Origin of the sequence: Streptomyces sp. MnatMP-M17, from assembly GCF_900091995.1 — a bacterium.
Classification (GTDB): domain Bacteria; phylum Actinomycetota; class Actinomycetes; order Streptomycetales; family Streptomycetaceae; genus Streptomyces.
Genome location: NZ_FMDK01000405.1, coordinates 1 through 7,236, shown reverse-complemented (window position 1 = coordinate 7,236; position 7,236 = coordinate 1). Strand labels below are relative to the sequence as shown.

The following is a 7,236-nucleotide window of genomic DNA, read 5'->3' as shown; positions in this document are numbered from 1 at the left end:
GGCTGGCGCTCGCCCTCGCCGTCGTCCTCACCGGGCGCCCGCCGCTGGTCCTCCTGGACGAGCCGACGCGCGGTCTGGACTACGCGGCGAAGGCCCGGCTGGTCCGGGCGCTACGGGCGCTCGCGGCCGAGGGCCATGCGATCGTCCTCGCCACACACGATGTCGAACTGGCCGCAGAGCTTGCCCACCGCGTGGTCATCCTGGCCGACGGCGAGATCGTGGCGGACGGTCCGACGGCCCGCGTGGTCGTCTCGTCGCCGGCCTTCGCACCGCAGGTCGCGAAGGTGATGGCGCCCAGGGAGTGGCTGACGGTGACACAGGTGCGCACGGCGCTTGAGAGGCAGGCCACGCCGACCCCGACCCCGGCGCCTACGACGAAGGCGACGGCTACGCCGGCCACAACAGCCGAGGGAACGGAATGACACCGCCGGTCCCTCAGGCCCGCGCCGTACGGCTCGGCCCGCGCGCGATCTGTGCCCTCGTCCTCATCAGCGCGATCGGAGTGGCCGCCTTCGGCTGGCCGCTGCTCGCGGGCCCGTCGTCCGGGCTCGCGCACTCCGGAGACGCGCCGTGGCTTTTCGCCGCGCTGCTCCCGCTCCTCGTGGCCGTCGTGGTCGCGACGATCGCCGATTCGGGCCTGGACGCCAAGGCCGTGGCGATGCTCGGAGTGCTGGCGGCGGTGGGCGCGGCGCTGCGCCCGCTGGGCGCGGGCACGGCGGGACTGGAGCCCATGTTCTTTCTGATGGTGCTGAGCGGACGGGTGCTCGGGCCCGGCTTCGGCTTCGTACTCGGCGCGGTCACCATGTTCGCGTCCGCGCTGCTGACGGGCGGCGTGGGACCGTGGATGCCGTTCCAGATGCTCTCGATGGGCTGGGCCACCATGGGCGCGGGCCTGCTGCCGGGCGCCGATTGGCTGCGCGGGCGCGCCGAACTGCTGATGCTCGCGCTGTACGGGACGTGCGCGTCGTTCGCGTACGGCACGGTCATGAACCTCCAGGGCTGGACCACGATCGGCGGGCTCTCCTCCGGCATCTCCTTCGACGCCGGCGATCCGCTCCGGGAGAATCTCGTCCGCTTCCTCGCGTACTGCGCGGCGACCTCGCTCGGCTGGGACCTGGGCCGGGCCGCGATCACGGTCGTACTGACACTGACCGCCGGCGCGACAGTGCTCAAGGCGCTGCGCAGGGCGACACGGAGGGCGGCGTTCGACGCGCAGGCGGTCTTCGAGGAGTACGAGGAGTACGGGACGGAGGACCGCGAGACGCCCGGATCGCGCTGATCAGCCGCTGCCTGACTCCCGCGCGCCTCCGCCTCCCCCGGCCGCGACCGCCGCACCGCCGTCCGCCGCAGCACCACCGTCCCCCGTTTCCGCGCTCCGTCCCTTCGGGAACGGATCCGCCTTCGTTACCGCCCGTGGCAGCAGCTTCCTCGGTCCCGCCAGCAGATAGGTCAGCCCGAAGCCCGCGCCCACGACCGCCGCGCCGCCCGCCGCGTCCAGAACCCAGTGGTTGCCCGTCGCCACGATCGCGCAGACCGTGAAGAGCGGATGCAGCAGCCCGAGCGGTTTCATCCAGAGCTTCGGCGCCAGGACGGCGATCACCAGACCGCACCACAGCGACCATCCGAAGTGCAGCGAGGGCATCGCCGCGTACTGGTTGGTGAGCGCGGTCAGCGCGCCGTAGTCCGGATTGGTCAGATCCTGCGGTCCGTGCACCGTGTCGATGAAGCCCATGCCCGGCATCAGCCGTGGCGGTGCCAGCGGATAGAGCCAGAAGCCCAGCAGCGCGAGGACCGTGGCGAAGCCGAGCGAGGAGCGGGCCCAGCGGTAGTCGGCGGGCCGGCGTACGTACAGGACACCGAGGATCGTCAGCGGTACCACGAAGTGGAAAGACGTGTAGTAGAAGTTGAAGAAGCTCTCGGCCCACTCCGTCCTCGCCACCGCGCGGTTGATCCAGTGCTCGATGTCGATGCCCAGGGCCCGCTCGACGGAGACGATCTGACGGCCGTGTTCCTCGGCGGCCTCGCGGCCTCCGGTCGCGGCGAGCCGGATATGGGAGTAGACGGAGTAGCCGACGCGGATGACCAGCAGTTCGAGCAGCAGATTCGGGCGGCCGAGCAACCGCCGCCAGAACGGCAACAGCGGGACACGGCTCCAGCGCGCGGGCACGGGCCGGGCGTACTCGGTCGCGACGGGCCGTTCGAAGTATGGCGAGGCGCGCGCCAGGAACGGTACGGCGCAGGCCGCCGCCAGCGCCGCGACCAGCGGTACGTTCTCGCGCAGCGGGTGGAGCAGCGTGATGTTCGGCAGCAGCATCTTGCCCGGCAGCGTCATCACCAGCACCACCACGGCCGGCCACACCAGCCGGTCCCTGGCGCGCGTACCGACGCGGCCGACGAGCGCCAGCAGCACCCACAGGAGCTGGTGCTGCCAGGCGGTCGGCGAGACCGCGATCGCGGCGCAGCCGGTCAGCGCCACGGCGAGCAGCAGCTGCCCGTCGCGCGCGTAGCGGACCGCGCGGCGCAGCCCGACGAGGACGACGGCCACCGCCAGGACGGCGAAGAGCACGATCTCCAGCGGGCCTTCCAGGCCCACCCGGAGCAGCGCGCCGTGCAAGGACTGGTTGGCGAGGCTGTCGGCACGTTCGCCGAGGCCCGCGCCCGCCACATGGTGCACCCAGTACGCCCAGGAGTCGCCGGGCATCGCCGCCCATGCCAGCGCGGTGGCGGCGGCGAAGGTGCCCGCCGAGGTCACGGCGGCCTTCTTACGGCCCGTCAGCCACAGCAGAGGCGCGAAGAGCAGTACGGCGGGCTGAAGGGCGGCGCCGATGCCGACGAGCAGCCCGGAGCCGCGTTCCCCGCGTACGGCGAAGCAGCCGAGCAGCACCAGCAGGACGGGAATGATGCTGGTCTGGCCGAGGTAGAAGCTGTTGCGGACGGGCAGGGACAGCATGAGCAGACTGATCGTGACCGGCGCGGCCAGCAGTCCCGTACGGCGCGAGATCCGGCCCGGCAGGGCACGGGCGACGACCAGGCCGAGGGCGACGACCAGCAGCAGCGTCCCGAAGGTCCAGACGATGCCGAGGCTCTGCTCGGCCGAGCGAGCCAGCGGTTTGAGCACAAGCCCGGCGAACGGTGTTCCGGTGAACTTGCCGGTGTCGTAGAGCGAACCCGACACATGCAGGACGCCGTTGTCACCGATCCAGGTCTCCAGATCGGTGAGCCGTTCACCGGGCGGCTGTCTCAGTACCGCCGTCGCCTGTCTGACCGCCAGCACGGCGGCGACGAGCCAGAGAACCGCGCGCGCCGCGCCGAATCCCTCTTTCAGCGGGCCCGCTCCGCTCGCCGCCGCACCGCCGTGCACGCTGTGCTCCGCATTCACCACGCCGCGCCGACCCTCCGTCCGTCCGAAACCGCCGTCCTTGGGGCATGAGCCTCGCATTGCCCGGTCGAGAAGACTCAGGCAACCCCCTCTTCGCCTGTCTGTCACCCCTGTTTTGTCTCAATGCCCATGTCTTACGGAAGGTGTCCGGCACGACGGCATCCGGGCGCGGGACGGAGCCGGTGCCGCCGCGGGCCATGACCGGCCGCCGCCACCGGTCGTCCGAGGTATGTTCCCACCGGGAACCAGCTCAGTACTCCGACAGCACTCCGACACCCGCGCACGGACGAGAGGCCTCCATGTCCCAGGAGCAGTGGACCGCGGTCGACCGCTATTTCACCGATCAGCTCGCACCCGCCGACGAAGCGCTCACGGCGGCACTCTCCGCCGCCGACGCGGCCGGCCTGCCCGCCATCAACGTCGCACCGAACCAGGGCAAGCTGCTCCAGCTTCTCGCCCGCGTCCAGGGCGCCCGTACGGTCCTGGAGATCGGCACGCTCGGCGGCTACAGCACCATCTGGCTGGGGCGCGCGCTGCCCGACGACGGCAGGCTGATCTCCCTGGAGTACGACGCCACCCATGCCGAGGTGGCCCGCGCCAGTCTGGCCCGCGCCGGGCTCGACAAGATCGCCGAGGTCAGAACGGGACCGGCGCTGGAGACGCTTCCCGTGCTGGAGGCCGAGGGCGCGGGCCCGTTCGACTTCGTCTTCATCGACGCGGACAAGCCGAACAATCCGCACTATCTGGAATGGTCCCTGAAGCTGACACGTCCCGGCAGCCTCATCGTCGTGGACAACGTCGTACGGAACGGAGCCGTCACCGACCGGACGAGCACCGACCCTTCGGTCGTCGGCACACGAGAGATGATCGACCTGATCGCGGCAAACCCACGACTGTCCGCGACCGCCGTCCAGACAGTCGGTGTCAAGGGCTACGACGGCTTCCTGCTGGCCCGCGTCCTGGCCTGACGCCCTCGCCCGCGTCCTGGCCTGACACCTTGGCCTGACGGCCCGGCGGCGGGCACGGCGAGAGCTACGACAGGGTACGGGCGAGGTACGGCGGCGCACGGGCCGCCGGGCCCGTAATCCGCCGGCCGACCCGGCCCGCCCGCTGGATACGGGGAGGGCGCGGGGCTCAGACGGCGTGGTCTCTTGGCGGGGACGGGGTCTGCGGGCGTTCGCTCTCGGCTCCGCACAGTTCGCTGTTGAGGTCCCGTACCAGCTTCACCAGGTCCTTCGGCCGGCCTGGGCCCCACCAGTCGCCGAGCAGCTCCGTCAAGGAGTCCTCGCGCGCCTTCGCCAGTACCTCGGCCGTCTCCACGCCCCGTGGTGTGAGCGTCAGTTCGAGGCCCTCGCGCCGGGCCAGCCCCCGCTCCTCCACCTGCCGGGACGCGTCGGTGACGGACCGCACCGGTACGGACAGGGCCTCCAGGAGCGCGCCCGGCTGGACCGAGCCATGGCGCCGGATGCGCAGCAGCAGCCAACTCGCCGCCGGGAGCAGGTCGTATCCCGCCTTCGCGGTGATCCTCTCGTAGATCCGGCGGCGGCCCTCGCGCGTGCCGAGCACCGACAGCGCGCGTGCCACCTCGTCGTGCGAGGAGCGTACGACCGGGTTGCTCGCCAGCGTCTCGCTGATCTCCGGCGCGGTCACCGAGCCGCGCAGCTTGTCCTCCTTGAGGAACCACGCCACGGCGAAGGCGAGCAGCACGGCCGGTGCCGCGTACAGGAAGACATCGGTGATGGAGGTCGAGAACGCGTGCAGCACGGCGGGCCGCAGCTCGGTGGGCAGTTGCTCGATGGCCCGTGGATCGGCGGACAGCTGGCTCGGCCCGACACCGGGCGGCGGCGATTCACGCGCCAGGACGTCGGTCAGCCGGTCGGCCAGCAGATTGCTGAAGACCGTACCGAAGATGGCGACACCGAAGGACGCGCCGATCGAGCGGAAGAAGGTCGCGCCCGAGGTGGCGACGCCGAGGTCCTGGTAGCTGACGGAGTTCTGCACGACCAGCACCAGAACCTGCATGACCAGTCCGAGGCCCGCGCCGAAGACGAAGAAGTAGACGCTCGCCTCCCAGATGCCGCTGGTCGCCGTGAGCCGGTGGAGCAGCAGCAGTCCGACGGCGGTGATGGCGGCGCCCAGGATCGGGCAGGCCTTCCAGCGGCCGGTATGGCTGACGACATGCCCGGAGACGGTCGAGGTGATCAGCAGACCGAGCACCAGTGGCAGCAGATGGACACCGGACATCGTGGGTGTCACGCCCTGGACGACCTGAAGGAACGTCGGCAGATAGGTCATCGCGCCGAACATCGCGAAGCCGACGACAAAGCTGATGACCGCGATGAGCGTGAAGGCCCTGAGCCGGAAGAGCCGCAGCGGCAGTACGGGTTCGGCCGCGCGCCGCTCGGCGTGGACGAAGAGCGCGAGCAGGACGGCGCCGAGGGCGGCGAGTCCGATGATCTCGGCGGAGCTCCAGGGCCAGGTCGTACCGCCGAGCGAGGCGACCAGTACGAGACAGATGGCGACGGACGCGATCAGAAGGGTGCCGAGGTAGTCGATGGTGTGCCTGGTCCGGTGGACCGGTATGTGCAGGAAGGCGGCGATGACCGCGAGCGCGACGCCGCCGACGGGCAGATTGATGTAGAAGACCCAACGCCAGCTCAGTTCCTGGGTGAAGAAACCGCCGAGCAGCGGGCCGAGCACACTGGTCGCGCCGAAGACGGCGCCGAACAGCCCTTGGTACCTGCCGCGTTCACGCGGCGGGACGAGATCGCCGACAATCGCCATCGACAGCACGATCAGCCCCCCGCCGCCGAGGCCCTGGACCGCGCGGAAGGCGATGAGCTGCGACATGTTCTGGGATATGCCGCAGAGCGCGGAGCCGATGAGGAAGATGACTATCGCGGTCTGGAACAGCCGCTTACGGCCGTACAGGTCACCGAGCTTGCCCCACAAGGGAGTAGCGGCGGTGGACGCCAGCAGATAGGCGGTGACGACCCAGGAGAGATGTTCCAGCCCTCCGAGGTCGCTGACTATGGTCGGCAGTGCGGTGGAGACGATGGTCTGATCGAGCGAGGCGACCAGCAGTCCCATCAGCAGGGCGCATATGGCGACCAGGACGGTACGGGGTTTCTGACTGTCGCCGGGGGCCCGGGTTATGGCCGGGGTACTCACTTCCTGCGTCATGGGACTGCTCCTGGGACTCATCCGCGGATCCGCCGGATTCCATCCTGTCCGCTCTGTCCGGTTATGGCCTGCCGAGAGTCCGCCCGAGCACCCGGGTAGCACCCGGGTACGCGCACATCCTCCACACACGGCCTGCATAATCGGCGGCAGTTCAAGGGGAGGGAACCCACGTTGACCGGACAGCTCTGTCCCGAGTGCGGTACACCGCGCGCCGCCGACGACAGACCCGGATGCGCCTGCGCGGAGCGGCCAGAAGCGGTGTCGCCGGAGACGGCCGCGGAGTCGGCCGCCGAGACGACGATGGCGCTGACGAAGATCACCGGAGCCGCCGCGCCGGGACCACCGGACGTGTCGCCGGGCACGACGCCGGGCGCGTCGCGGAACGCTCAACCGGCGGACACCCGGAAAGCGGAGGGAGCGCCGGAGGCAGTGGCGCTTGGAGCGGACGATCCGGCCGACACGCAGGCCGGCGCGCGGGAGTCCGGGCAGCCGACGGAGGATCAGCAAGCCGCTCGGCGAGTCGCTCAGCGGGCCGCCGCGCAGGAGATCGCCGAGCAGCGCGCGGAGGCAAGCGCGCAGGAGATCGCCGAGGCGGAGGACTTCAATCCGCTGCGCGTACGGCCATACGTGACCCTCGACGCGGGCGACGACCGTACGGAGCCGCCGCCGCCCTT

General features: G+C 70.7%; 5 protein-coding genes and 1 pseudogene. 4 read left to right on the top strand and 2 right to left on the bottom strand.

What is annotated here, in order from left to right; all coding sequences use genetic code 11:
- Together GA0115259_RS18735 and GA0115259_RS18730 are read left to right on the top strand one after the other, a co-directional pair.
- Positions 1-422 (top strand): AAA family ATPase (locus GA0115259_RS18735; protein WP_161230413.1); only part of this gene is annotated, 422 nt, incomplete at its 5' end.
- Complete coding sequence (locus tag GA0115259_RS18730; RefSeq protein ID WP_093598282.1) at positions 419-1,279, top strand: ECF transporter S component; 861 nt, start codon at positions 419-421, stop codon at positions 1,277-1,279. The genes GA0115259_RS18735 and GA0115259_RS18730, both read left to right, overlap by 4 nt.
- On the opposite strand, the gene GA0115259_RS18725 is transcribed toward GA0115259_RS18730, so the two are convergent.
- Complete coding sequence (locus GA0115259_RS18725; protein ID WP_256098042.1) at positions 1,280-3,382, bottom strand: bifunctional glycosyltransferase 87/phosphatase PAP2 family protein; 2,103 nt, start codon at positions 3,380-3,382, stop codon at positions 1,280-1,282.
- 296 nt (positions 3,383-3,678) lie between these two features.
- On the opposite strand from GA0115259_RS18725, the gene GA0115259_RS18720 reads away from it, so the two are divergent.
- Complete coding sequence (locus GA0115259_RS18720) at positions 3,679-4,347, top strand: O-methyltransferase (RefSeq protein ID WP_093598276.1); 669 nt, start codon at positions 3,679-3,681, stop codon at positions 4,345-4,347.
- Between the two features lie 166 nt (positions 4,348-4,513).
- Here the strand turns inward: GA0115259_RS18720 and GA0115259_RS18715 are convergent, their stop codons facing one another.
- On the bottom strand, positions 4,514-6,562 hold the full coding sequence (locus GA0115259_RS18715; protein WP_093598273.1) for an MDR family MFS transporter: 2,049 nt from the start codon (positions 6,560-6,562) through the stop codon (positions 4,514-4,516).
- 171 nt (positions 6,563-6,733) lie between these two features.
- Between GA0115259_RS18715 and GA0115259_RS18710 the strand changes: the two are divergent.
- Positions 6,734-7,236, top strand: a pseudogene (locus tag GA0115259_RS18710) (hypothetical protein); the annotation flags it as partial.

Excerpts from the sequence above, each read along its gene's own strand:
- GA0115259_RS18730 (WP_093598282.1), top strand. The coding sequence starts at position 419 with ATGACACCGCCGGTCCCTCAGGCCCGCGCCGTACGGCTCGGCCCGCGC.
- GA0115259_RS18720 (WP_093598276.1), top strand. The coding sequence starts at position 3,679 with ATGTCCCAGGAGCAGTGGACCGCGGTCGACCGCTATTTCACCGATCAG.
- GA0115259_RS18715 (WP_093598273.1), bottom strand. The coding sequence starts at position 6,562 with ATGACGCAGGAAGTGAGTACCCCGGCCATAACCCGGGCCCCCGGCGAC.